25 protein-coding genes are annotated in these 24,463 nt (G+C 62.6%); 9 read left to right on the top strand and 16 right to left on the bottom strand.

The genetic code is table 11. From position 1 onward, the window contains the following. Window positions 1-8 precede the first annotated feature (8 nt). The 5 genes from hisG to nadD all read right to left on the bottom strand — a co-directional run bounded on the left by hisG (window position 9) and on the right by nadD (window position 4,687). A complete protein-coding gene (gene hisG, locus ESZ00_RS08645; RefSeq protein WP_129207687.1) occupies window positions 9-887 on the bottom strand; it encodes an ATP phosphoribosyltransferase in 879 nt (292 codons plus the stop codon). 2 nt (window positions 888-889) lie between these two features. Next, entirely contained in the window at window positions 890-1,246 is a 357-nt protein-coding gene (hisI, locus tag ESZ00_RS08640; RefSeq protein ID WP_129208018.1) for a phosphoribosyl-AMP cyclohydrolase, read from the bottom strand. Between the two features lie 262 nt (window positions 1,247-1,508). Next, window positions 1,509-3,038 (bottom strand): hybrid sensor histidine kinase/response regulator, encoded by a 1,530-nt coding sequence (locus ESZ00_RS08635; RefSeq protein ID WP_129207686.1) that lies wholly within the window; start codon window positions 3,036-3,038, stop codon window positions 1,509-1,511. 247 nt (window positions 3,039-3,285) lie between these two features. Beyond that, a complete protein-coding gene (rsfS, locus tag ESZ00_RS08630; protein WP_129207685.1) occupies window positions 3,286-3,912 on the bottom strand; it encodes a ribosome silencing factor in 627 nt (208 codons plus the stop codon). Window positions 3,913-4,018: 106 nt separating this feature from the next. Beyond that, window positions 4,019-4,687, bottom strand: a complete 669-nt coding sequence (gene nadD, locus ESZ00_RS08625) for a nicotinate (nicotinamide) nucleotide adenylyltransferase (protein WP_164981409.1) — start codon at window positions 4,685-4,687, stop codon at window positions 4,019-4,021. A gap of 59 nt (window positions 4,688-4,746) precedes the next feature. Between nadD and folK the strand changes: the two genes are divergently transcribed. Together folK and ESZ00_RS08615 are read left to right on the top strand one after the other, a co-directional pair. After that, window positions 4,747-5,280 carry a 2-amino-4-hydroxy-6-hydroxymethyldihydropteridine diphosphokinase gene (gene folK, locus ESZ00_RS08620; RefSeq protein WP_129207683.1) on the top strand — a complete coding sequence of 178 codons (534 nt, stop codon included), beginning with the start codon at window positions 4,747-4,749 and terminating at the stop codon, window positions 5,278-5,280. 11 nt (window positions 5,281-5,291) lie between these two features. Beyond that, window positions 5,292-7,514: a TonB-dependent receptor gene (locus ESZ00_RS08615; RefSeq protein WP_129207682.1), complete on the top strand. Its 2,223-nt coding sequence runs from the start codon at window positions 5,292-5,294 to the stop codon at window positions 7,512-7,514. A gap of 295 nt (window positions 7,515-7,809) precedes the next feature. Here ESZ00_RS08615 and ESZ00_RS08610 read toward each other — a convergent pair whose 3' ends face one another. Beyond that, window positions 7,810-9,888, bottom strand: coding sequence for a site-specific recombinase (locus ESZ00_RS08610; protein WP_164981408.1), 2,079 nt, complete (start codon window positions 9,886-9,888; stop codon window positions 7,810-7,812). Between the two features lie 273 nt (window positions 9,889-10,161). Here ESZ00_RS08610 and ESZ00_RS08605 point away from each other — a divergent pair, with 273 nt between their 5' ends. Then, the gene (locus tag ESZ00_RS08605) at window positions 10,162-10,392 is read left to right on the top strand and encodes a hypothetical protein (protein ID WP_129207680.1); all 231 of its coding nucleotides are present in this window, start codon (window positions 10,162-10,164) and stop codon (window positions 10,390-10,392) included. A gap of 30 nt (window positions 10,393-10,422) precedes the next feature. Here ESZ00_RS08605 and ESZ00_RS08600 read toward each other — a convergent pair whose 3' ends face one another. Both ESZ00_RS08600 and ESZ00_RS08595 read right to left on the bottom strand, forming a co-directional pair. Next, a complete protein-coding gene (locus ESZ00_RS08600) occupies window positions 10,423-11,283 on the bottom strand; it encodes a CgeB family protein (protein WP_129207679.1) in 861 nt (286 codons plus the stop codon). A 134-nt stretch (window positions 11,284-11,417) separates the two neighbouring features. Then, window positions 11,418-11,996 (bottom strand): hypothetical protein, encoded by a 579-nt coding sequence (locus ESZ00_RS08595; RefSeq protein ID WP_229741052.1) that lies wholly within the window; start codon window positions 11,994-11,996, stop codon window positions 11,418-11,420. Window positions 11,997-12,156: 160 nt separating this feature from the next. On the opposite strand from ESZ00_RS08595, the gene purM reads away from it, so the two are divergent. From purM to purN, 3 genes are all read left to right on the top strand, one after another. Beyond that, on the top strand, window positions 12,157-13,221 hold the full coding sequence (gene purM / locus ESZ00_RS08590) for a phosphoribosylformylglycinamidine cyclo-ligase (protein WP_129207678.1): 1,065 nt from the start codon (window positions 12,157-12,159) through the stop codon (window positions 13,219-13,221). 243 nt (window positions 13,222-13,464) lie between these two features. Continuing rightward, window positions 13,465-13,962 (top strand): MgtC/SapB family protein, encoded by a 498-nt coding sequence (locus ESZ00_RS08585; protein WP_129207677.1) that lies wholly within the window; start codon window positions 13,465-13,467, stop codon window positions 13,960-13,962. A 111-nt stretch (window positions 13,963-14,073) separates the two neighbouring features. Then, window positions 14,074-14,688 carry a phosphoribosylglycinamide formyltransferase gene (purN, locus tag ESZ00_RS08580; protein ID WP_129207676.1) on the top strand — a complete coding sequence of 205 codons (615 nt, stop codon included), beginning with the start codon at window positions 14,074-14,076 and terminating at the stop codon, window positions 14,686-14,688. On the opposite strand, the gene ESZ00_RS08575 is transcribed toward purN, so the two are convergent. From ESZ00_RS08575 to ESZ00_RS20060, 4 genes are all read right to left on the bottom strand, one after another. Further along, on the bottom strand, window positions 14,670-15,092 hold the full coding sequence (locus tag ESZ00_RS08575; protein WP_129207675.1) for a hypothetical protein: 423 nt from the start codon (window positions 15,090-15,092) through the stop codon (window positions 14,670-14,672). The two genes, purN and ESZ00_RS08575, sit on opposite strands and share 19 nt — an antisense overlap. Continuing rightward, window positions 15,092-16,252, bottom strand: coding sequence for a S1C family serine protease (locus ESZ00_RS08570; protein ID WP_129207674.1), 1,161 nt, complete (start codon window positions 16,250-16,252; stop codon window positions 15,092-15,094). Before ESZ00_RS08570 ends, ESZ00_RS08575 begins: the two co-directional genes overlap by 1 nt. 78 nt (window positions 16,253-16,330) lie before the next feature. Continuing rightward, complete coding sequence (gene coaE, locus ESZ00_RS08565) at window positions 16,331-16,984, bottom strand: dephospho-CoA kinase (protein ID WP_129207673.1); 654 nt, start codon at window positions 16,982-16,984, stop codon at window positions 16,331-16,333. 145 nt (window positions 16,985-17,129) lie between these two features. Beyond that, window positions 17,130-17,378 carry a hypothetical protein gene (locus ESZ00_RS20060; RefSeq protein ID WP_164981253.1) on the bottom strand — a complete coding sequence of 83 codons (249 nt, stop codon included), beginning with the start codon at window positions 17,376-17,378 and terminating at the stop codon, window positions 17,130-17,132. A 246-nt stretch (window positions 17,379-17,624) separates the two neighbouring features. Here ESZ00_RS20060 and ESZ00_RS08555 point away from each other — a divergent pair, with 246 nt between their 5' ends. The 3 genes from ESZ00_RS08555 (at window position 17,625) to ESZ00_RS08545 (ending at window position 20,137) form a co-directional block, all read left to right on the top strand. Next, window positions 17,625-17,861: a hypothetical protein gene (locus ESZ00_RS08555; protein ID WP_129207671.1), complete on the top strand. Its 237-nt coding sequence runs from the start codon at window positions 17,625-17,627 to the stop codon at window positions 17,859-17,861. A gap of 254 nt (window positions 17,862-18,115) precedes the next feature. Continuing rightward, window positions 18,116-18,697, top strand: a complete 582-nt coding sequence (locus ESZ00_RS08550; protein ID WP_129207670.1) for a hypothetical protein — start codon at window positions 18,116-18,118, stop codon at window positions 18,695-18,697. A gap of 141 nt (window positions 18,698-18,838) precedes the next feature. Continuing rightward, window positions 18,839-20,137 (top strand): metal-dependent hydrolase family protein, encoded by a 1,299-nt coding sequence (locus ESZ00_RS08545; RefSeq protein WP_129207669.1) that lies wholly within the window; start codon window positions 18,839-18,841, stop codon window positions 20,135-20,137. Between the two features lie 15 nt (window positions 20,138-20,152). Here ESZ00_RS08545 and ESZ00_RS08540 read toward each other — a convergent pair whose 3' ends face one another. The 4 genes from ESZ00_RS08540 to cysD are packed head-to-tail and all read right to left on the bottom strand — an operon-like array spanning window position 20,153 to window position 24,284. Next, window positions 20,153-20,992, bottom strand: coding sequence for a sulfite exporter TauE/SafE family protein (locus ESZ00_RS08540; protein ID WP_129207668.1), 840 nt, complete (start codon window positions 20,990-20,992; stop codon window positions 20,153-20,155). A gap of 3 nt (window positions 20,993-20,995) precedes the next feature. Beyond that, a complete protein-coding gene (locus ESZ00_RS08535; protein WP_129207667.1) occupies window positions 20,996-21,730 on the bottom strand; it encodes a phosphoadenylyl-sulfate reductase in 735 nt (244 codons plus the stop codon). Window positions 21,731-21,732: 2 nt separating this feature from the next. After that, on the bottom strand, window positions 21,733-23,349 hold the full coding sequence (gene cysN, locus ESZ00_RS08530) for a sulfate adenylyltransferase subunit CysN (protein WP_129207666.1): 1,617 nt from the start codon (window positions 23,347-23,349) through the stop codon (window positions 21,733-21,735). Further along, on the bottom strand, window positions 23,349-24,284 hold the full coding sequence (gene cysD / locus ESZ00_RS08525; RefSeq protein ID WP_129207665.1) for a sulfate adenylyltransferase subunit CysD: 936 nt from the start codon (window positions 24,282-24,284) through the stop codon (window positions 23,349-23,351). Before cysD ends, cysN begins: the two co-directional genes overlap by 1 nt. Between the last annotated feature and the right edge of the window lie 179 nt (window positions 24,285-24,463).

Here is a 24,463-nt window from a genome sequence, read left to right as displayed (position 1 = left end):
CTTCATAGCTACAGCACCACCTTGTTCAGCGGATACTCGACGATGCCGGTTGCGCCCGCGGCCTTGAGCCTGGGCACCACTTCACGCACCACGCCTTCTTCGAGGATGGTATTCACCGCGCACCAGGTGGAGTTGCTGAGCTGCGAGACGGTCGGTGAGTTCAGCGCGGGCAGAATGCCGAGGATCGCATCGAGGTTGCTCTTCTCGACGTTGAGCATCAGGCCCACCTGGCCCTGCGCATCGATGGCCGCGTTGAGCATCAGCGCAAGGCTGTCGATCTTATTCTTCTTCCACGAGTCCGCATAAGCGCCCTTGTTGGCGATGAGGCGCGTCTCGCTCTCCATGATGGTGTCAATGATGCGCAGGCGGTTGGCGCGCAGCGAGCTGCCGGTCTCGGTGACTTCGACGATGGCGTCGGCGAGCATGGGCGGTTTCACTTCGGTTGCGCCCCAGCTGAACTCGACCTTCACAGGCACGTTCTTTCCGGCGAAGTACTTCTTGGCGACCTCTACGAGTTCAGTCGCGATGACCTTGCCCGCGAGATCTTCAGCCTTCTGGTAGGGCGAGTCCTCGGGCACGGCGAGCACCCACTTTACGCGCTGGCGGCTCTGCTTCGAATAAACAAGGCTGGTGACGCTCTCGACCTCGAGACCGCTCTCGACGACCCAGTCGATGCCGGTGAGGCCGGCGTCGAGCACACCCTTCTCAACGTAGCGGGCCATCTCCTGCGCGCGGATGAGCATGCATTCGATTTCCTTGTCGTCGATGGTGGGGAAGTAGGAGCGGCCGTTGGCGTAGATGTTCCAGCCGGCGCGCTGAAAGAGGGCGATGGTGGCATCCTGCAGGCTGCCTTTGGGAATTCCGAGACGAAGCTTATGGGTCGACATGATTACTTGGCCTCCTTGGCGGCAGCGGCGGGCAGGGTGATGGGACGGGTGAAGCAGCTGACGGTGCCTTCGTGGCAAACCAGGCCGTCGCCTTCCACTTCAACGCGAAAGAGCAGGGTGTCGTTGTCGCAGTCGGTTGCAGCCTCAACCACGCGCAGACGGTTGCCGCTGGTCTCGCCCTTCATCCACAGCTTCTGCCGGGTGCGGCTCCAGAAGGTCACGAAGCCAGTCTCAAGCGTCTTCTCGTAGCTGGTGCGGTTCAGGAATCCCACCATCAGCACCTCGCCGGTCTTCGCATCCTGCACGATGCCCGGCACCAGGCCTTCCATCTTTTCAAAATCAATCGTCGTTTCGCTCATCGTCTCGCTCACCTAAATTCGCGTTTCCTGCATTTCCTCAGAGGTTTGCTGCTGACGCAAAAAGCCCGCCGGGCTGGTTGCGCCGGCGGGCTTTTCAAGATCCTGTAGTAAGAGGCTTAGTTCCTCAAGCCAGACAGATCCGCCGACACGCTCGTCCCGTGATGATGGTGATGACGATGGTGGAGATGGATCTGCATCTGTTTTGAAGCTACCCGCTCGCCGCTGACGCTGTCAAGCGGAGCACGGAGGCCGATCCCGGCTTTCAGGAGGAGACAGCCAGCAGCTCGGAGACGGTTCGCGCCAACTGGTGCAGGCTGAAAGGCTTCTGCAGGCAGACCGCATACTCGGTCGCCGGGCCGTGGATCAGCGCCCCCTGCTGGCCGGACATGAGGACAACACGCGCCCCCGGATGCCGCAGGCGAATCTGTTCGGCCAGCACCTCACCTGTCACATCGGGCAGCAGCAGATCGGTGATGACGAGATCGAGCGGCCGGGTCACGGTTCGCGCCCATTGCATGGCCGCATCGGCCGTGCCGCAGGCAATCACCTCATAGCCGCGCGCAATCAGAAAGTCCTGGATGAGTTTGCGCAGCTCTTCGGCGTCTTCCACCAGCAGAATGAGCCCGCCGGGGTTATCGATACCCGTATTTTCAGGCGCGGGGATGAAGATATCGAAGCGCGCTCCCTGCCCGGGCGCGCTCACCAAACGGATGCCGCCGCCATTCTGCTGCACCACGCTGTGCACCGAAGCCAGCCCGAGGCCGCTGTTGCGGGTTCGCGATTTGGTTGAAAAATAGGGCTCGAAGGCGTGAGCGCGTGTCTCCTCGGTCATGCCGACACCGGTATCGCGCACCACGATGTGGATATAGCGTCCATGCGGCAGGCCGAGCTCCGCGTCGTCGCCAGCCAGCAGCGCACGGCGCGTCGAGATATAAAAGGTTCCCCCACCCGGCATGGCATCGCGCGCATTCACGGCCAGGTTCAGGATCGTCTCCTGCCACTGCTGCGCATCGGCGAAGATCGGCCAGAGGTTCTCGTCGAGATGCATCTCGAGCGCGACCTCGCGGCCCAGCAGCGCCCGCAATGCACCGCCCTGCTCTTCCAATACGCGATTCAGCTGGATCTGCTCCCGGCGCGCCTGCTGCTGATGGCCCTGCAAGAGCCTCTGCGCGGCCAGATCCTGCGCGTTCCGCACCGTCTTCGAAATCAGCTGCGCCTGCTGCTCGGGATCTCCCTCGCCTTCCTGCATCTGCTCGGCAACCGCCAGAATCACGGTCAGCAGATTATTGAAATCGTGCGCGGCGCTGCCGCTCTGCAACGTGTCCAGGTCGCGGCGGACGATCCTTCCGGAAGAGCGGAGTGGACGCACGCTTTCCGGTTGCAGCGGGTAACGGACAATCGAAAAGCGGGAGACGCGGTCATTCCAGGAGACAGGGAAGGAAAACACTTCAACCGGGATGCGGACTCCGCCCAGCAGATGCTCCGTCAGGAGCTCGCGGCTGGCCCCCTCTATTCCCGCGCCGAGGGTGAGGCGAAGCTCGTCGCGATACTCGGGCGGAATCAGCCGCTCGATGCCTTCTGCGAGGAAGGTCTCCCGGCTCAGGCCATACTTGCGCACCGCAGCCTGGTTGACCTCGACGATGCGGCACTCCTGGCAGTCCATCACGAACATCGGCCAGGGAGAGGCCTGCAGGATGACTCGGCACAACTCGGGAGGCCAGCCTTGCATATCGTCCTCTGTGCCAGCTTCAGGGCCAGCCTTCTCCTGATGTGCCGCTGTTCCGTGATTCAAGGGAATCCGCTCTCCGTTGCTTTACATCCACCAGCCTGCGGGCCTCGCGTCCATGAGGACCGCTCTCTCCAGCAGGCTATCTACAACACGGACAGACGCCAAAACAAAAACTGCGCTCACGCCGCCTGCACCACGCAGAGCACAGAAGCAATCTGCTCTGGCTCCGGTGGAGGGAGATCCTATTCGCAACAGGGAAACATGGACCAAGAACAACAGAGGCTACGGACTGCTCGCCGAAAAACGCGCCTTATTTCGACGAGCCGGCCTTTCGCGCCCGGCTCTTCTCTGCCGGCCGCGCAGCTTTTTTGGCCGCAGTCTTCTTTGCCGTGGCCTTCTTGACAGCCGGCTTCCCGGCGACGGTCTTCTTTACCGCTGCCTTCTTTGCAGGAGCCTTTTTGGCTGCAGCCTTCTTTGCCGGCTTCGCGGCTGCGCCGGCAACTGCCTTTTTCACGACAGCCTTCCTGGCCGCAGTCTTCTTGCGGACAGCAAGCGTCTTCTGCGTGAGCGCCGCACGCAGCTCTTCGAGGTCGACGGAGCGTGCCGATTTTCTCAGCCGCTCAATATCGTAATAAGCGCGGCGCTCTGCCAGAAATACGTGCACGACCAGGTCCACGTAATCCAACAGAATCCACTCGCCTACGCGCCGGCCTTCCACCGAGTTGGGCAGCAGGCCAAATTCCCGCTTCAGCCGCAGCTCCACCTCGTCGGCAATCGCTACCGTCTGTCGCTCGTTGGTGCCGCTGGTAACCAGGAAAAAGTCGGCAAACCCTGAGTCGGCCGAGTCCAGTTCGAGGATCCGTGTATCTTCGGCTTTTTTGTCTTCACACGCGGCTGCTGCCGCCATCACCATGGCACGGACTTCATTTGAAACCATTGTTTGCTGTTTCTCTCCTGAGGACTTTACATGGTACCGTGATCCGCCCCCGCGTGGTCAATGCAAAGCAACGGATAAAAAGAGAATTTGCGGCGGAATCAGACTCCTACACCGCTCCGCCGCCGTATAACTCATGCTCGCGGATATACGCAGTCACAGCGGGATCGACCCGTTCATCGGCCCTGGCCTGGAGCTCGAGGCGGATTTCGGTAGCCGAAACCTCCTCGGCCAGGTCGGGCAGAAAATACAGCATCGCGCTTCCCTGCGGATGCCTGAGCCGGTAGCCGCGGCACTCAGGCCGGTCCTCCACTTTGCTCTCCACGGTGACCCCCGAAGGCAAGGCCCACGCCGCCTCGTCCAGCGCAAAACCGGGCCGCGCCCCTACAACCAGGTCACTCTCGGCAAAAAGTCCAGACGCATCATGCCACTTGTTCAGCGTAAGAAACGAGTCGGCTCCGATGATGCAGTAGAGCCGCGAAGCCGGCGGAAGCTCCAGACGCAAGCGGCGCAGCGTGTCGACGGTGTAATTTGGCTGGCCCTCCGGCATCGGCGCATCCACGAGAGAGACTTCCAGACGCGGATCGGTCTCCACGGCCAGACGCAGCATCGCTACCCGGTCGGCAAAGGGGGCAACATCGCCGTGTTTCAGCGGCTGGCGGCCCACCGGGGCCAGCAGCACCCGCTCGAGACCGAGCCGGTCCGCAGCCAGACGCGCCAGCGCGATATGCCCCAGGTGCGGCGGATCGAAGCTCCCGCCGAAAAAACCAATCCTCATGTCTCGCATTGTAGGCGGCGCACCACCAGGCGAGCGCTCCCGCCGCTATCCTGAAGAGGATGCTCTCCCATGCCTACATCGGCCTCGGCTCAAACCAGTCCTTTGGAGCGCTCGCGCCTGCCCAGATCCTCGAAGCGGCGCTGGCAGCGCTCAATGAGGCTGGCACCGTGCTCACGCGCTCCTCGTTCTATCGCACTGCGCCGGTCGGCTATGAAGAGCAGCCCGAGTTCGTCAACGCCGCGGCGCTGGTAGAAACCACGCTTAGCCCCGAGACTCTTCTCGCAGTGCTGCTGACCCTCGAGCGGCGATTCGGGCGCGATCGAAGCCACGCGATCGCCAAGGGACCGCGGACGCTGGACCTCGACCTCCTCCTGATGACCACGGATGATGGCCAGCCGACGCTGCGGGAGAGCGAGCAACTTACACTGCCCCACCCCGCCATCGCCGAACGGCGATTTGTTCTCGCTCCGCTGGCCGAGATCGCTCCCGGCCTTGAACACCCTATTCATCACAAAACGATTGCCGAGCTGCTCGACGCTCTGGCCGATGAGGGCTCGAATGCCCGCTCGGCGGTGCGCCGGGGCGGGGAGTAAGGAGTCCTCTCATGCGACGGCTGATCCTGCCGCTTGCCCTCTCCCTGGTTGCCTGCGGCACGGCCGAGGCACAGCTTCCGCAGCGCTCCACCCATGGCCGCGTGATCGACAGCCAGGGCCAGCCCATCGCCGGAGCCGAGATTCGCGATGCGGGCCATCACCTGCTCGCGCACTCCGGCAGCGACGGCAGCTTTACCGCGCCTGGCAGCGGCACTCCGCTTACCGTGTCCGAGGCTGGATTTGCCACCGCCACGGTGACGAATACGGATGACGCCGTACTCACCGTCACGCTGCTACGGCTGGAAACCGTCAGCGTGACCGCTTATCGCACACCGTTGCCCTCGCTCGACAGCCCGGCCAGTGTGCGTGTTGTCGACTCCGCGCAGCTTCGCCAATCTGCCGCCCCGCTGCTCGACGGCAAATTGCGGCAGGTTCCGGGCTTCGAACTCTTCCGCCGCTCCAGCTCGCTGGTCGCGAACCCCACGACAGAAGGGGTTTCCCTGCGCGGCCTCGGCTCAACCGCGGCCAGCCGCTCGCTCGTGGTCTTCGACGACGTGCCGCTGAACGATCCCTATGGCGGCTGGATCCACTGGGATGAGCTTCCCGCGCCGGTCATCCGCTCGGTCGAGGTAGTACGCGGCGGGGCGTCCGATCTCTACGGCTCGAGCGCGATCGGTGGCGTGGTCAGCCTGCTGCCTGCGCAGCCGCCGGCAAGCGACGGCGCGAGTTTCGCCCTCGACACCAACTATGGAGCGCTTGAGACCACCGACGACACCATGCTCACCGGCCTCCGGCATGGCCGCTGGTCCGCGCTCGGAGCTGCGGGCCTCGTTGCAACCGACGGCTATACGCTGGTCGCGCCCAATCTGCGCGGACCGGTCGACCAGCCATCGAACGTGCATGCGCAGAACGGCTATCTCGATCTTGACCGGCAACTCGATACCAGCAGCGATCACGTCTTCCTGCGCGGCAATGTGCTGAATGAGGCCCGCCACAATGGCACGCCGCTGACCACCAATGGCAACCGCCTGTGGCGCTATGCGGCAGGCACCGACTGGCACGAGCTCTCGCTGCGGCTCTTCGGCGACAACGAACACTATCGTCAGACATTTTCGAGCATCGCCACCGGGCGCGGCTCGGAGACGCTGACCCGCTACGCCGAAGACCCTGCCACCGAACTCGGAGCTGCACTGCACGCGCGACATGCCTTTACACCGCAACTGCTCGCGATCGCCGGATCTGACACGCACGACGTCCGCGCCTCCGATGACGAAATCCTCTTTACCGGCAGCGGCGGCACACTCACCACCAGCGGGCGACAGCGCCAGACCGGCGTTTACGCCGAGGCATTGGCGACTCCGGGGCCCTGGACGCTCTCCGGCTCGGCACGCGTCGACCATTTCTCCAACTTTGACGCACAGCAATTTGCCAGCGCGAGTGGACATACGCCGCTGCCGGCCTTCAGCGAAACGGTCTTCGATCCGCGTCTTGGACTTTCACGACGCATCGGGCCGCACTTCGCACTCTCCGCATCGGCCTTTCGCGCCTATCGCGCACCGACGCAAAACGAGCTTTACCGCACCGGCCAGGTAGGCCAGCAGCTCACCGAGCCCAATGCCAATTTGCGTTCCGAGCGGGCTACCGGATGGGAGACCGGCGCGCAGGCCGAGCTGCCCCGGTTGCGGTCCACCGCGCGCATCAGCTGGTTCTGGACACAGGTGAATCGGCCGATCACCGCACTTACGCTCTCCACCACCCCGACGCTGACCACGCTGAAGCGCGAGAACCTTGGCCAGATCGAAAGCCGCGGGCTCTCGCTCGACTATTCGCTTGCACCAGCATCATGGATCGCGCTTGAGGGCGGCTATCAATTTGCCATTGCGACGGTTACAAAATATGCGCAGGAGCCGCAGCTGGTTGGCAACTGGATTCCGCAGGTGGCGCGCCAGATGGCCACTGCGCGCCTACGTCTTTCCAGCCAGCGTTTCGGCCTGCTGAGCCTCGAGGAACGCACCTCCGGCAGGCAGTTCGACGATGACGCCAACCAATATCTGCTGCATCCCTACTTCCGTTTCGACGCCTATGCCTCGCGCTCCGTGGGACGGCATCTCGACCTTTCCGCTTCGGGCGAAAACCTCTTCGATCGCTCCATCGAGGTGGGCCGTACGCCTATCCTCACCCTGGGCACGCCGCGCACTGCGAAGATCGGCCTGCGTCTGCACTGGGGCGAGTAACCCAGAGAATACCCACATATAGCTCAAGCAGGGACCTGTCATTTCGACCGGAGCAGGGCCGTTTTCTGGTCCTGCGGAGTGGAGAAACCCGCGGTTCTGCTGCGCGCACGGCGGGACTGCCCGTCCAGGCCCCACGCCTTCGGCCTCCGCTCCCTTTGGTCGCGACCCGGCAGGATGCGTAGAACCAGGCGAACCGCAGGTCCCTCCACTTCGCTCGCCCTTGGCTCGTTTCGGTCGGGATGACAAAGCAGTGGTAAGTTTTTTATTTCCTATGCCTCTCTATGTGGATACTCCTCTAGGACGCACTCTCTTCCTCGGCCGTTTTTGCAGGCGCGATGGTCGTCAGCTCCGGAGCGGCATCGACCGGGTAGAGGAAGCGGAGCGGCGAACGGAAGGCCTGACCCAGCACATAGCGCAGGATGGAGAGCCGCTCTTTCTGCTGCACGTCATAGGCGCGCAGCGCCACGATCGATGCGATGGCGAAGCTGACGCCGAGGTTCAGCACAAAGGTGATGCCGATGCCCGCGACCGCGTAATAAAACCAGTGCGCTCCGAAGGCGCCGGTGCCATATCGAGCCGCGGCCAGAGCCAGCATGCCGGTATTCAGCGTCACGTGGCGCACATCGAGCGGCAGACCGAAGAAATGTGCAATTTCCGGCGTAAAGCCGAGCAGGAAGCCGAGCACGATGCTCGTACTCCAGGGAGCGATGTTGTGCTCGAGCCAGTGCGCCAGCCGCTGCATGCGCCGTGCGCCGATACGCTGCCCGAAGGGATGTGCGGCAATCGCCGCCGGGACGCGGTTGTAGACGGCAAAGTTCTCGCACCAGCCGCCGATAAGCCCCGCCAGCCACAGAATCACGCCGGTTAGCGCCGCATCGATGGCCGTGGCCGAGCTGAAAGGATGGAGCGTCTCATAGACATGCTGCGCGACCGGCGCGGGCAGGTAATGGGAGCGAAAGAAGTGCTGCCACAGCCGCTCGAAGGCGATGGCACCGAAACACACTGCGAAGACATTGCCCAGCGCCGCAGCCAGCTGCGTGCGGCTGATCGAAGCGGCGAAGTCGGCGATCTTGCTGCGGCGAGAAATGCCGCGGTTCTGGCGGATGATGCCGGCAAAGGTCGCCGCCGTCATCGAAGGCTGTTTCGTCGCCAGCGCGAGGCCGAAGATCTGCAGCAGAAGAAAGCTGATCGCATAGTCCGTTCCGATCAGAAAGCCTTCGACGAAGGGCGGGAAGTGGCTTTCCACCACGCGCAGCTTGAGTGCAGCGGTGAAGACGGTCAACAGGCCGCCGCCAATGGCCGCAAGCCACATCTGGCGGTACTCGCGCAGCGTATGTGCGATGTAATGCTCGCCGCCATAACCGGTGCGCTCCACCGTCTTGCGCGCCAGCAGGTTCAGGTTCTGCCGCACCAGCGCGGAGATACGCGTGTCCTCGAGCAGGCCGGAGACCAGCGTATTGAGCAACTGCCGCGCGGCGAAGGACGGCTTCTCGACCGGTACTCGCGCAGGCGCATGGCCGCCTGCGACCGCCATGGCCTGCGCCTCAGGATGGTGCACTACCGGCACAGCGCGCATGGCCGGATCGACCTGGGTCGCAGCCAGCATCTCGAGCCGGTCCAACGCCGCTTCCATGCTGGTGATGTCGAACATCAGCCCGGTGCTCACGCCGGCCTCTTCCATGTGCAGGCGCACCTGGGTCAGCTCTTCGCGGCAGGCGCGCAACGCCGCGCTCCAGCGGTGATAGGCCTCGTGTCCGGTCTCCGACGACTGCACAAAGTCTTCCGTCGCAAAGATCAGCCGGTAGAACGGAGAGTTTTCCGGCGTCAGGGCGCTGCTGCGCTGACGGATCGCAGGAGTCGCTCCACGTCCCGCCACCCTGGCTGCCAGCAGGCGCATCGCCTGGTGCAGATTCTCGCGGACTCCCGGCAGCGCGCGCAGGCCCTCCGCAGGCCATAGCAGGCGGGCCAGCCGGGTAAAGATAAAGCCATCGATCTCCCGAAAGCGGTCGACCGCCTGCTGCGAGGAGAGCACCGCAGTAAACAGCCGGGCCGTGTCGACATGCTCCCGCGCCGAGGGCAGCAGCCTCTGAAAGATGCGGCGCGTCGCCTCATGCCAGAGCGCGTGCTCTACCGGGATGCCCGCGTCGGCGAAGAACGGCACCGAATCGAGGTGCGCCGCCATGCTCTGCCAGCTGGCGCGGAAACGGCTGCGCAGATCGCGGTCCTGCTCCAGCATGCGAATCCAGCGCAGCAGCCCGGCGGTAAAGGCACGCTCGGTGGGAAGCGTCCATAGCGAGGAAAAGAGCGCAATGGCGCGGCGCGTCTGCGCCGGCAGCGTAGCTGCGCCACAGAAGGCCTCGGTGAGCTGACGCAATTCGGACTCTGGCCGCGTAAAGACTGGCTCCTTCCGGCGCCGCCGGAATCTCCGCATTGGATTGGTCATTGCCATATTGGATGCATGCCGCCGATGCCCTATTCTCCGCTACTCCCCTGGAAGTGTTAAGGGGCTCGTCTTCCGGGTCACCCTCCGGTCCCCATCCTGGGATCGGGAAGGCCGCTTCGTGGGATGTTCTCCCGTGCGGAGATGCGGGATGCTGAGGGTGTTGCGAGGCCCCGGGCCCCGTAACCTTCAGGAGATACCGCTGCCATGCTTCAGGCCTTTTTCGCTCTCGCATTCCTTGCCATGATCGCCACCCCCGCTATCCTTGCCGCGACCTCCGGCAGGAAGGAAACCGAAGCCGCGGAGGATGAAGTCGAGATGGAAACACCCGTTCCCGCAGCCCGCGGCCGGCAGATCGGCCATGGACGGGCGGCCACGGTCCAATTCGTCGCCTCCACGCTACCCATGCACGGCACCCTGGGCATGTCCAACCGCTAACGTATTCCTACGGTTCCTACGGCCACTGGCTTATCCGGAAGCAGTCGACTGCGTCGGCCCGATCAACGGGCCGATTGCTTTTTCCAGGAAGCTCTCAACAGGCCTGCGCGTGAAGAACTCGAAGCCTCGCGCCTCCAGTCGCTTACGGCGAGACTCATCGGCAAGAAGTGCAGAGACCGCATCGACCATGCCATCCGGGGAGGCGACCTCGACGGTCTGCGCAAAGTCGCCGATATCCGGCGAAGCCTCGCTGACCACCGCCTTCGCATTTGCCAGCAGGTAAGAGACGCGGACCACCTCGAAGAGCTTGGTCGGATAGCAGTGAAGATTGAGCACGATCTTCGCCCGCGCGATCAGCGCATCCCGCTCCCGGCCATACACCCCAAAAACCGCATGGATTCCGATCCCGGCTTCACGAAGCCGCAGGAAGATGGCCCTCCGGTGCTCATTGATGGAGCCATAGAAGAGGACGTCGATATCCTGAATCGGCGCGACCGGAATGCGCGTCCATTCGGGCACGTAGCCGATCTCGACCAGGGTGGGCGGCTGCGCGCAGCGGCGCTGCATCCAGAGCGCGAGATTCAGCGGACTGTAATCCCAGATCCGGCAGCGGCAGGCCAGACCGTAGAAGTGCTCCTTCAGATAGGGGGCGCCGAGCTGCTCGAGGTTATAAACGATCGTCCCCGGAGGCAGCAGGCCAGCCTCGCGACGATCGAGCAGATGCGCTCCGAGGAGGATGTTGATCGCCTGAGGGGCAATCTTGTTCTCAAAGACAGCCGCCCGATGGCCGAGCCGGCGCAGCCCCAGGCAAAGCGTCTCGGCAACCTCCATGAACGCGTCGCTGTGCCGATAACCGCGCGGACGGATGATGGAAATCAGGAATTGGGACAAGCTGCGCTTCTCCGGCGAATGCGGCGGAGATAACAGCAGGCGAATTGCCAGGCTGAAGGAGGAGACATTGGGAGCTTTTCACCTTCCGGAGCACACCCACCCAAAGCCACTTTCGCGCCTGCGCCGAATCCAGGCTAGGAAACTCCTGCCCCCTTATTCGCCGCATCCTGTCCGGTCAGGTGCTTCAGGTCCGACATCAGCGCATCCATCGCCTCATTGAAGTTACGATCATGGGTCTTCTGCAGGAAGGCGAGGTCCACCTGCCGGGTGATCGCCCACAATGCGTAATGAGTAGGCCGGTCATAGATCACCAGCCGGAGCTCCGGCAGCGGATCCTGCGTTCCGTTAATCTTTTCGGCCTTCAACGGCCCTTTCGGCGCCAGCAGGCGCACATCGAAAACGAGGTCGGCCTCGGCCGGGTTATCTACCAGCTCATACCGTCCCCACTGCTGGAGCGCTGCGTAGAACTGATCGTAAGCTCGCGACTCCGTTCCAGAGAAAGGGTGCGGAAACAGGCCCCCATCCGATCCCTCGTTCGAGACAAACACCTTCTTCGCCCTCCCGATCGCCGCCGGGATGGGTCCGGGCGTTACCGGCGCCGCTGCCGCAGAACCCGGTTTGGCTTCGGACGTGGAACCTGTATTTTCCTGCGCCACCATGGGCAGCGCCGCTGCTGCAAGGCAGAACCACACCATCGCTGCTCGCATGGTCATCGCTCCTTTGCCGGTCCTTACCGATCTCTGCCGGCCTGCCCGCAAAGACGATTGCCCGGCGCCAATGGTTTCGCTTCCCCGCAGGAGGACCGGCTCCGAATGATAAAATTGAGCTTCCGGCCTGTGTTCCAAGCCCATTCCACGCAGTCGAGACGCATCCTTGCCCGAATCCAAGAAAAAGCCTTCCGCCAAGCCCGTCACCTACGCAGCCGCCGGCGTCGATATTGCCAGCGGCGATCGCGCCAAGGAGCGCATCAAGGAGCTGGCCAAGCAGACCTTCAGCCGCAATGTCCTCGGCGGCATCGGCGGCTTCGGCGCGCTGTTCAAGTTCGACAGCAAGAAGTTCAAGGACCCGATCCTGGTCTCGAGCGCGGATGGCGTGGGCACCAAGCTCAAGCTGGCCTTCCAGCTCGGCATTCATGACACGGTGGGCGCGGACCTGGTGAACCACTGCGTCAACGACATTGCCGTGCAGGGCGCAACGCCGCTCTTCTTCCTCGACTACCTGGCCACCGGCCGGCTCGAGAACAAGATCATCGAGAAGGTCGTGACCGGCCTGGCCACCGCGTGCCGCGAGAATGGCTGCGCGCTGATCGGCGGCGAGACGGCGCAGATGCCCGGCTTCTATGCCGACGGCGAATATGACCTCGCAGGCTTCATCGTCGGCGTGGTCGATCGCGACAAGCTGGTAACCGGCGCAGACATCAAGCCGGGCGATCTGGTCCTCGGTCTGCCTTCGACCGGCCTGCACACCAATGGGTATTCTTTGGCCCGCAAGCTCTTCTTCGAGACCGCAGGCTACAAGCCCAACGATCGCGTGAAGGCCATCAAGGACAAGGCCGGTGCGGCGCTGATGAAGACCCATCGCAGCTACCTGCCGATCATCCAGAAGCTTACCGCGGCGAAGCTGGTGGAGGGCATGGCGCACATCACCGGCGGCGGCATTACCGAAAACCTGCCCCGCATCCTGCCCAAGACCGTCTCGGCGGAGATTGCGCTCGGCTCCTGGCCGGTGCTGCCCATCTTCGAGCACCTGCGCGAGCTGGGCTCGGTGGAGCAGGACGAGATGATGCGCACCTTCAACATGGGTGTCGGACTGACCATCGTCGTCCGCCCAGAGAAGTACAAGAAGGTTGCGGCGCTGCTCGAAAAGCTCGGCGAGAAGCACTCCATCATCGGCCGCATCGTGAAGGGCAACCGCAAGGTGGTTTACACGCAGAAGTAGTGGTCAGTGGTAAAGCGGCCAGTGGTAGAACGGCCAGTAGCTAGTCATAAAAACGGCCTGTAGCGATCCTTGTCCCCCACTCAAGCCCAAACCGGGCTTGAATGGGCCACCATGCATCTCTGTTGCTGCTCGCATGACAACGAAGACAGGCGGAAGGCAACGATCTCCGAGCTGGCCGCTTTATCACTGGCCGTCTTTACGACTGGCTGCTGGCCGTATTCCCACTCTTCTACAATGTTCCGCATGCCATTCTTCGAGCCGAACGGGCAGGGCCTGAAACAGATCCTTGAGCTGGGGCTCGCCTTCCTGCTCTCCGCCATGATCGGACTCGAACGGGAGATACGCCGTAAAAGCGCGGGGCTGCGCACCTACACCGTGGTCGGCACCTCTTCGGCGCTCTTTCTTCTCATCTCCAAATTTGGATTCACGGATGTGCTGCACGCCGGCACCATCGTGCTCGATCCTTCGCGCGTGGCCGCGCAGATTGTCACCGGCATCGGCTTTATCGGCGCGGGATTGATCTTCGTCAAGGGCGATCACGTGGCCGGGCTCACAACCGCCGCGACCGTGTGGCTGGTCACCGGCATCGGCATGGCCTGCGGAGCCGGGCTGCCCGTGCTGGCGATCGCCGCTACCGTGGCCTACTTCATTGTGGCCTTTGTGTTCCCGGCGATTCTGCGCATGCTGCCGGGCGATCATCCTCGTCCGACCGAACAAAGCCCTCACACCGAGCACGATTAAGGAGACAGTAGTCAGCAGTCAGTCATAAGAACGGCCAGCGACCCTTCGGGATGCTGGCCGCTTTATCCCTGGCCGCCTTTGCGGCTGCCTGCCGACTGCTAACCTGAATACATGTCTTCTGTAAAACGACTCGGCATCCTGCTCTCCGGACGCGGCTCCAACTTTCTTGCCATTGCGAAAAACATCCGCGAAGGAAAGCTCTCCGGCTGCGAGATCGCCGTCGTTATTTCGAATAAGACCGATGCTCCCGGCCTGGCTTCCGCGCAGGAGCTGGGGCTCAAAGCTGTTGCCGTCGAAGCGAAGGGGCGCAAGCGCGCCGAGCACGACGCCGAAATCGTAGCCACGCTGCGCGAGCACGATATCGACCTGGTGATTCTCGCAGGGTACATGCGGCTGCTCTCGCCGGATTTCGTCCGCGCCTTCCCCAACGCGATCCTGAACATCCATCCCTCGCTGCTGCCGGCTTTTCCCGGCCTCGATGCGCAGACGCAGGCCTTTGATTATGGCGCGAAGGTGGCCGGCTGCACGGTGCACTTTGTCGATGAAGAGCTCGATCACGGGGTGATCATCCTGCAGAAGGTTGTCCCCGTGCTCGATACCGATGACGCCCACGCACTCGCCGAGCGCATCCTCGAGCAGGAGCACATCGCCTACAGCGAAGCGATTGGCCGCGTACTCAGCGGCCGGTATCGGATCGATGGACGGCGTTATTTGTCTGCAGGCTGATCGTCCGCCTTCACCGCAGCCGGAACATACTTCTGCAGCTCCGCGAGGAACGCCTCGGCATCGGCGGGCTGCACGATCATCCGTTCGCCGGCGCGGGTGCGCACTTCGATCCACGCCCCCTTGCCGCGCCTCGGCGTGAGGTGTCCGGGCATCGATCCGGCGTACTCGATCTCGGCCAGGACGAAGCTCCGCTCGCTGAAGTAACGGCGGTTTACCAGACGATCCGGCGTCACATCCCAGCACCAGAAGATGTGCGGTAGCGCATAGAGCAGCAACACCACGACCATGGCGATCACAGCCGCATACGGCGGCCTGCCGGCATGCAGGAAAACAAACCCGACGAAGAGGGCGCTCAGCACCCAGGCGACAACCGTATTCGCGCCGAGCCTGCGGCGAAAGCGCATCAGGCCGCCTGCTCGTGGGCCTCGCCCAGCGTGACCTGCGTGGTCATCTTGCGCCGGCCGCGATAGAAGGTTACCGTCACCGTATCGCCCACCTGATGGCGGTTCATCACGTCGGAGATGTCCTGCGTATTGGTCACGTCCTGCCCGTCGATGTTCACGATCAGGTCGCCGCCGAGATAGATCAGCGTGTTGCCAAGATACGCGGTCTGATTGCCGCCGCGCAGACCCGCGCGGTCTGCCGCGCCGCCCTGCACGGTGCGCTGGATGAGCACGCCATACCCTGCCGCGAGCCCCATCTGCTCGGCAAGATCCGGCCCGATGGGCAGCGAGATGATGCCCATCGACGGCCTGCGCACGCGCCCGTACTTCTGGATGTCGCCGAGCACCGCCTTGGCCGTATCGATGGGAATAGCGAAGCCGATGCCCGCGCTCTGCTCCACGTTCTCATTGGGATTGGTCGCGATCAGCGATGTAATACCGATGACCTCCCCGCGCGAGTTCAGCAGCGGGCCCCCTGAATTGCCGGGATTGATCGCAGCGTCGGTCTGGATGGCATTCTCAATCGGCGCGCCCTGCGGGCTGTGGATGGAACGGATGGCACTGATGATGCCGGTCGTCATCGTTCCGGCCAAACCGAAGGGATTGCCGATGGCGTAGACCTTCTGCCCTACCTCTAAATTGCGCGAGCTGGCGGCCAGCGTCACCGGCGTGAGGTTCTGCGCATGGATCTGCAGCAGCGCGAGATCGTGCACAGGATCTTTTCCAATCGGCGTGGCGCGATAGCGATGCTTGTCCGATGTCGTTACCTCGATCTGCTGCGCATCGCCAATCACGTGGTAATTCGTAAGGATGTGGCCTTCCCTATCGAGGATGAAGCCCGAACCCTGCCCTTGCTGCGGCACCACCTGGAAGAAGAAGTTCAGCGCCTGCGTCTGAGAAGTGATGTTCACTACCGACGGCAGCACATGCTTATAGATCGAGATGTTGTTCACTTCTTCCGCGTCGTACTCCGGCGCTGCGTCGGCTTCGGTCAGCCGCAGCGAGCTGCCGTGCAGCCGGTTCTCGAGAATCTTTGTCCGGATGAGGCTCGTGTCATGGCTGGTGAGATACCAGAAACCGCCCACGATAAGAAGAATGATTACGACTCTGCGAAAGGTCATTGCTTTACCTGTCTCTCACGGGCGCACCCTGCGCCTGCTCGCTGCTTCCATTTTAGGTGTTTCGAGGAAACACTCTCTTCAGACCCGTGCCGCCGCCTTGAGTTCCGCATAGATGTGCTGCGTCTGGCGTCGCGTGCTCTCAAGAGAGCTGTCATTGTGAATCACATAGTCCGCAAGCGGAATCTTTTCGCTGTCCGGCATCTGTGCGGCGATACGTCCGCGCGCGTCCGCCTCCAGCTCCGCAAGACTCAATCTCGTTCCTTGCAGCTGTATCCGCTCCACATATCTCTGTATGCGCAGCGTTTCAGGCGCGGTCACCAGAATCACGCGGTCAAAGCGTTGGCGCCAGCCCGGCACTGTACCCTGCTTCACGGATTCAAAGATCAGCGCCGACTCCACCACCGCCACGGCCGAGGGGTCCTGCTCGGCAACCCGGCGGCACCAGCGCTCTTCGGCGGCAATCACCGGCGGGTGCACGATCTTTGTCAACTCGGCCAGGCGATTGCCCGCAAATGCCAGCTCGGCCAGACGCTTGCGGTCGAGCGTGCCGTCGCCGCGTACCACTTCGGGGCCAAACTGCCGCACCACCGCATCGTAAACTGCGTGGCCGGGCTCCATCATCTGCCGGCCGACCAGATCGGCCTCCAACACCTGTGCTCCCAACTCGCGGAGAATCTGCGACACCGTTGTCTTACCGCTGCCCAGACCTCCTGTGAGCCCTACTCTCAGCAAAGCTTCCTCCCATTTCCCGCTACACTGAACCCATGCAGACCTTCGAAACGCTTCGCGCCGCGCTCCACCAGATCGCCTGTCCGGTCTGCCACGGCGCGCTGACCCTTGAAGCGGCCTCCGTATGCTGCCAGGATTGCCATCGCCACTATCCCCTGGAAGACGGCATCCCCGTGCTGCAGGCCGCGCGTGCCCAGAAGCGCGGCACAGCGACAGAGAGATAAGCCGCAGCCTGTCCCACGACCAAACTATGCGCCGGGCGATGAAAGAACGGATAGATCATCCGATACGCAATCAGTGCGGCCACGATCATCGCGACGGCCAGCAGAGCCAGCATCAAGGCCCAGCCCGGCCCACTTCTCTGCATGGCGGACTTCTCGCTCTCTTGCGGTTCCACTTCAGACCTTCTGCCTGATGGCGGCCGCGTCTCGGATTGCGTCATGCCGTCCAGTCTAAAAAACTTTCCGCTGCGCGTCCTGCATTCCGGAAAGAGTTCGCTCCTTCTAAAAATTCTTCCTTCCACATCAAACTATGTCCGGTTTGCCTGCGTACTGCTACAGGGAAAGCGCTTTTGCCAGCAACCCGAAACAGATAGCGGTGTCTAAACCGGATAGAGCTGCAATCTCGCGAAGGAGTGAAGTCCATGATCAGCAAAGTTGAAAAGTTCGAAAACAGCGATCTGTCCAGCCTCCGCAACGAGCTGTTGAATGCCGGCATCGATTCCTTCCAGGCTGCCCAGATTCTCGCAGCATTCCTCGCCATGCGCGGCTACGGCGTCGGCACCGATCAGGCCCGCGACGCGGTCCTGCGCATCGAAAACAACGGCTGCTCTCTCGACTGCATGCAGAAGGAACTGGAGCGCGTCGCGCTGGTCATGTGACGCGCTCTCTGCGCAGCAAGCGTATTCTCGATCGATTGCAGCATTGCACTCTCTGCGACTTTTCCCTCAAATGCGCGTCTGATTAAGTGAGCAGTAAATTATGCGGACAGGGCCGCGGTGGAGTCGATCATCCCACCCGGCATGGAATCTCAAGCCCTGCTTGTGCCCGCCCGCATCGGCCCCCGCCAGGATCCATCGTGCTCGGAAGAGGGTTCTTCCGCGGGCAATCATTTCATCTGAAAACGGAGACGTTTATGAAAAACGTTGCTGCACGCCCCTTTGCGCTTTTTGCCGCCGCTGCCCTTATCACCGGCGCAGCCCTCGCTCAGAATTCCACCTCCGGCGCCACGCTGATGTCCAGCGATGCCACCCTTATCCATGCGCTGAATACAAAATCTGCCGCACCGGGACAAATTGTAACTGTGCAACTTACAGATAGCATCCGCACCCCCGAAGGCGTGGAGCTGCCGCACGGTACACAGCTGCTGGGCAAGATCGATACCGTGGAAGCAGCAAAAGATCGTGGCCCTGCCAAACTGACTCTGACCTTCTCGCAGGCGCGCCTCAAGGACGGCAAAACCCTGCCCGTCAAGGCCACGCTGGTCAGCTTCTCCTCGGCGAACGATCCGGCGGAGCTTCCGCTTCCGGTCAGCGCCGATGGCGTCTTTGACCAGGTCGCAGGTGCAATCGGAGACACGGCCCTGCACAGCGCCGTCAAGGATGACACGTCGGGAACCCTCACCAGCAAGCGCGGTGATATCAAGCTGCCCGAGGGCACACAGTTCCTCGTCGCCCTCGATCAGGCTCCCAGCCAGACGGTCTCCGGCGCAGAATAACAACACTCTGTTCCCCTGCGGATGCACGCATTTGAGCAGATGAGAGGCCCATCCCTCTCTTCTGCTCTGCGCAAACCGCTCCCGGCGTTTTAAGATCGCAGTCATCCGCTGCCGATCTTTCCGTTTTGCCGAGGAGTTTTCATGCGCCGCAGCTGCACCGCCTTCTTCGTCCTCGCTGTTTCCATCCTCCTTGCCGGTCTGTCCGCGTCCGCACAGCAAGCTGCGCAGACCGCTGGCGCGCCCATCGTGCTCCATGCGGCGCGGCTGCTCGATGTCGCCGCAGGCCGTGTGGTGATGCCCGGCGAGCTTCTTATCGAAGGCGAACACATCACCGCCGCAGGCGCCTCTGTCGCTCATCCAGCCGGAGCCCGCGTGATCGACCTTGGCGACTCAACACTGATGCCGGGACTTATCGACGCGCATGTGCACCTGTTTCTGCATCCAAGCGCAGAAGACCTGCAGACGGTAGAAGAATCTGTGCCACAGCGAACAATCCTCGCGACGCTCGCGGCGAGAGACGATCTGATGGCCGGCTTTACCGCGGAGCGCGACATGGGCACGGAAGGCGCAGGCTCAGCAGATACTGCCGTACGCAATGCCATCAACCAGGGGCTCATTCCCGGCCCGCGTCTGCGCATCAGCGGCAATGCGATCGACATCCTCGGTGGACATGAAGATGCCAATCATTACAACCCTGCTCAACACGTGCTCTCCAACGCCGACCGCGCCAACAACATTGACGAGATCGTTTCTGTTATTCGGGAACAGGTGAAGGACGGTTCGGACTTCGTAAAGATGTACGAGACCGGCCACGATTCGATTACGAACGGCATCTTCTCGACGCCTTACCAATACACAGAAGCAGAGCTAAAGGCCGCGGTCGACGAAGCAGCACGCACCGGCAGAGTGGTTGCCGTCCACGCGACAGGCGAACCAGGCGTACGCTATGCCGCCGAAGCAGGCGTCGCATCGATGGACCACGCTTTCGATCTCAGTCCCGAGACCATGCGCATCATGCGCGAGAAGCACATTCCCGCCGTGCCCACCTTCGCGATCATGGAATACTTTGCCGATCACGCCGCCACCCCTGAAGCGGCGAAGCGCGAACGCGCCATGCTGGACTATCACGCGGAAAGCTTCAAGAAGCAGATGGCCGCCGGCATCTCCTTCGCTGTGGGGTCCGATGTCGGCCCCTTTCCGCATGGCACGCAGGCACGCGAGCTGGTGCTCATGCACCAATACGGCATGAGCACGGCGGATGTGCTCCGCGCGGACCTGATCAACGGCGCGAAGCTGCTCGGCTGGGAAGGAACGATCGGCGAACTGAAGGCGGGCTACTTCGCTGACGTCATCGCCGTACCGGGAAATCCCCTGGACGACATCGGCGTCACGCAGCATGTCACCTTCGTGATGAAAGGCGGCGTGATCTATAAGCGATAACGGAAAGGATCGAAGTTATTGCTGCGGATGCGCCAGCGCCAGCGCATGCGGCTCCGCGCCATGCACCGCAGCCGAGCGGCCATTTGAGCTGTGCGTGCTGAGTTGCTTGGCTACAGCCTGGTAGCAGAACTGCAATCCCAGCGCCAGCAACACCACCGACAGCGCCAGCCGAAGCTGCTTGTTCGGCACACGCGGCGCAACGGCCGACCCCGCCAGCGCGCCCACCAGTCCACCGATCACCAGCTTCACCAGCAGCGCTTTATCAATGCTGCCGTCGGCAAAGTGCAGACCACTGCCCAACAGCGTTACGCAAAAGGCGAAGGCCAGATCGGTGCCAACCACCTGCGCAGCGCTCAATGGCGAAAGGCTCATGAGCGCCAGCGATCCGAGCGCTCCTGCGCCGGAGGACGAGAAGCCGACCTCGGCGGCGATGGGGAACATCAGCGCGCCGATCGTCTTCATCCGTGCAGGACGATGGCCGGAGATGGCATTCGGACGGAAGTGCCGGAAGAGATGCCACGCCGACGAAAAGACGATGACCGTGCCGAGCGCGCCAAAGAAGAAGGCATGCCCCTTGAGTGCGCCGAAGCGCTTGAAGAGCAGCGTGCCCACGATGACGCCGGGGAGTCCTCCTGCCAGCATGACAGCCAGCACCTTCCAGTTGATCTGCTTGCGCATCACCTGCAAGGGCACGACAACAGCTTTCACCGCGGTCGAATACGCCAGCGCCGTGCCCACGCTGACCGCGATCGGCACATGCAGCACCAGGATCAGCAGCGGCGCGGTGATGGTGCCCGCGCCTACGCCGGTAATGGCAATGATGAACGCGATGAGAAAGCCCAGTCCGAATTCCATGTGCTACTTCTCCACGCCCGTACCTGGGCCCGCAACAGGAGCAGCCGGCTGAATATGGATGCCGCACTCGACCTTATGGCCGCCCCAGCGACCCGAGCGCGGATCGTCCGAGCTAAGCGGAAGGCTGGTGCAGGGTTCGCAGCCGATGCTCGAATAGCCGAGATCATAGAGCGGCAGCAAGGGAATCTCACGCTGCTGTGCGTAGTACCAGACCTCGCGCGTCGTCCAGTCCGCCAGCGGGCTCAGCTTGCGTAGCTGCTTGCCGGTAGGCAGCGAGAAAAACTCCGCGACCTGCAGGTTGGCGCGCGTCTTGGCCTGCTCGCGGCGCAGGCCCGTGAACCACAGGCCATAGGGATCGAGCGACTTGAACAACGGCCCCACCTTGCGCAGGCCACAGCACTTGTCGGGCGCGATCTGGTTGAGGATGCCGAACTCGGCCTCCTGCTCGGCGACGGTCTTTTCCGGCAGAACATTCACGAGATTGAGGTTCCACGCCTGCGCCATCTGATCGCGATACTCGTAGGTCGCGCGGAAGTGATAGCCGGTATCGAGGAACAGCACCGGCACATGGGGCAGCACCTGGCGCACGAGATCGACGACGACCATGTCTTCGGCCTGGAAGCTGCTGGTGACCGCTGCTTCGGCCTCGCGGCCTGCGAGCTCCGCGCGCACAAAGCGCTGGGCCTCTGCGATCTTCTCTGCGAGCCCGGGGATGACTACTTCTGCCGTCGTTGTCATGTTTATTCCTCTTTGCTTTCGCCGCTCAACAGGTTCGCGAGCGACTCCGCATCCGTTGCGGTAACATCTTCCGTTGAGCCATCGGCCAGCACGCGTGTCAGCGCGGCTGCATGCGTTTCGACGAGCACCACCACGCCTACATGCTGGAGCGCGCGCCAGATTTCGCGGTCCTCGACCTTGGTGCGCACCACCGCGACTTCACGCTCAAGCAGGAGGCTCTCGATTTCGACGAGCCTCGCCTCGTTGCCGGCAAGAATGCCCGGCAGCGTGGAATTTGTAACTGTCGCAGTGAGAATATGCCGGATCATGCCGGCGCCTACCGTTGCATTGTTCTGCGGATCGACGAGGATGAAGCTGCCGGTGGCGCGATTCGCATGGTAGAGATCGGCGAGGATCGGCCGATCGGTCGTAACTTCAATCAACCCGATCGCGTTCAGATCAAGCTCCGCCGCGGCCTGCGGCTTCAGCGTTTGAATATCGATGCGATGGCGGATAGACCGCACCCGCGCCGGCACCAGGTGGCTAGTGTGCTTGAGCAGATAGCGGTGATTCACCTTGAGGGGCTGCTCGTTGAGCCACACCACCGACGCTTCGAAGTGATTGGCCACTTTCGGCGCGCCATCGACTGCCGCGATCAGATCGCCGCGGCTGATATCGCGCTCGTCTTCGAGCGTGAGCGTGATAGAGAGCGGTGCGCTCGCTTCTTCGAGCTCGCCATCGAAGGTGACGATCTTTTCGACGCGGCTTGTCTGGCCGGAAGGCAGCGAAACAATGCGGTCGCCGCGACGGATGGTGCCTGCGGCGATCTGTCCGGCGAAGCCGCGAAAATCCTGGTTGGGACGAATGACGCGCTGCACCGGCATACGGAACGACAATGCAGAGTTGTTGCGCTCGACCGGCACATGCTCGAGGTAGTCGAGCAGCGTGGGACCGGTGTACCAGGGCGTGTTGTCGCCGTGATGCACCACGTTGTCACCCGCAAGCGCGCTGATCGGAATCGCCTGCACATGGCGCAGGCCGACGCGCGAGGCGAGCTCGGCAAAGTCGCGCGACAACGTCTTGAATACTTCTTCCGAATAGTCGACGAGGTCCATCTTGTTGATGGCCGCGACCACGCGGGGAATGCCCAGCAGCGCCGAGATGTACGCGTGACGGCGCGACTGGTTCAGCAGGCCCTTGCGCGCGTCGATGAGGATGATGGCGAGGTCGGCAGTCGAAGCGCCAGTGGCCATGTTGCGCGTGTACTGCTCGTGGCCCGGCGTATCGGCGATGATGAACTTGCGCCGCTGCGTGGAGAAGTAGCGGTAGGCCACATCGATGGTGATGCCCTGCTCGCGCTCTGCGCGCAGGCCGTCCGTGAGCAGCGCGAAGTCGATGGCCGGGGCGCTCGCGCCCGAGGTCGTGGTCTGCACGCGCGTGACCGAGCGGACGTGATCCTCATAGACGTTCTTCGAGTCGTAGAGCAGGCGGCCGATCAGCGTCGACTTGCCGTCATCCACACTGCCTGCGGTCGTAAAGCGCAGCAGGTCCTTGGCCTGCTCCACCTCGAGGAAGTCTTCGATCGAGAAGGTCTCCAGCTGTTCTTCTCCCTGCACTTCTGTAAGGGGCGTTGCACTCATTAGAAATACCCCTCGCGCTTCTTGATCTCCATCGAGCCTTCCTGGTCGTGATCGATGATGCGGTTGGCGCGCTCGGAGCTGCGGAAGGACACCAGCTCGGCAATGATCTTCGGAATGGTGTCGGCGTCAGAACGGATGGCTCCGGTGCAGGGACTGCAGCCGAGCGAACGCAGGCGGCAGCGCACCAGCTGCTCTTCACCGGGCAGGCCCTGGATAAAGGGCTGCTCGACAGGGATGAGGCTCTCGCCGCGCACCAGCATCCTGCGCTCCTTCGCGAAATAGAGCGGCACGATGGGAATGTTTTCGAGATGGATGTAATGCCAGATGTCGAGCTCAGTCCAGTTGGAGAGTGGGAAGACGCGGATGCTCTCGCCAGGGCCGACGCGCGAGTTGTAGAGGTTCCACAACTCGGGCCGCTGTGCCTTAGGGTCCCACTGGCCGGCCTTGTCGCGGAAGGAGTAGATGCGTTCTTTCGCGCGTGACTTCTCTTCGTCGCGGCGCGCACCGCCGAAGGCCGCGTCGAAGCCGTAGTAGCGCAGACCGTCGAGCAGCGCAGTGGTCTTGAGCAGGCCGCAGCAGCGCTGCGTGCCCAGATCAACCGGATTCGCACCGTTGGCGAGCGCCTCTTCATTGCGCCACACGAGCAGGTCGAGCCCCAGCTCCCGCGTGTAGTTGTCGCGAAACTCGATCATCTCGCGGAATTTGTAGCCCGTGTCCACGTGCAGCAGCGGAAACGGGATCGGCCCCGGATAAAACGCCTTCTGCGCCAGGCGCAGCATCACCGATGAATCCTTGCCGATGGAGTAGAGCATCACCGGCTTCTCGAACTCCGACGCAACCTCGCGGAAGATATGAATGCTCTCGGCCTCGAGCAGCTTGAGATGGCTCAGCCGCGAGGCGGGCGATTCGGCGATGTCGGCAACTGCGGTAGTCATAAGGATACGTCCTGCATTGATCTCTTCTTCACTGACGGCGCGGGCTGCTGCGAGTTGCACCTGGCCCGAAAAAGCAAAAACCCACTCGCCGTAGTAGGAGGCGGTGGGCTCGGAGTACAGATCGAAGTGCGGTCTTACGATGCGATCATGCGTTCACGGAGCACACGGCCGTGCGGGGA

Source organism: Silvibacterium dinghuense (assembly GCF_004123295.1).
Lineage (GTDB): Bacteria > Acidobacteriota > Terriglobia > Terriglobales > Acidobacteriaceae > Silvibacterium > Silvibacterium dinghuense.
Note: the sequence above shows the minus strand (reverse complement) of the source record. Positions and strands in the feature narration are given on the sequence as shown.